The sequence below is a fragment of the Micrococcus sp. LASM2_SD2 genome (genome assembly GCF_057364565.1).
The window spans coordinates 1-631 of record NZ_JBNFOB010000474.1; the positions used below are offsets into that span (position 1 = coordinate 1).

At 77.5% G+C, this 631-nt stretch carries 1 pseudogene; it reads left to right on the forward strand.

Annotated features, from left to right (window positions below):
• Nucleotides 1-343: 343 nt before the first annotated feature.
• Nucleotides 344-631 (forward strand): annotated as a pseudogene (locus tag AC2W7A_RS13185) (hypothetical protein); the annotation flags it as partial.

Here is a 631-nt window from a genome sequence, read left to right on the forward strand (position 1 = left end):
TGCCCCGCCGGGGAGGAGGAGGCCGCTCGTCTGTGGGCGGCCCAGGAGCATCGTCAGGTGCGCCCTGCGCGCCGTGCCGCGGCCGTCGCGGTGGTCCGTGACGGGGACGAGGGGCCCGAGCTGCTGCTGAGGCATCGCCCCGGCCAGACCCCGCTGGGCGTCGTCGGGCTCCCCGGCGGCTCCCTGACGGACCAGGACGCGGACGCCTGCACCTGGTACGGACCCACCCCGCGTGAGTGGGCGCGCCGTCTCGGCATGACGGGCCTGCGCCGTGCCCGCCAGCACGTGGTGGCCGCGGTGCGCGAGCTCTTCGAGGAGACCGGACTCCTGCTGGCCGGGGAGCGTGAGGGGGACGTCGTGCCGGACCCGGCGACCCCCCCTCTGGGAGGAGGCCCGGACCTCGCTCGAGGCCGAGGGGTTCGGCCTGCCCGGCCAGCTGCAGCGGCGCGGCCTGGGACTGCGGGCGGACCTGCTGCGGCCCGTGGGCCGCTGGATCTCCCCGGACTTCCGTCACCGTCGCTTCGACACGGTCGTGTTCGCGGCCGCCGTGCCGCCCGGACAGCACGCCACCGTCCGTCCGAGCTCGGACGGGACGAGGCGACCGCCGGGCTGCTCGGGTGGGGTGCCCGCG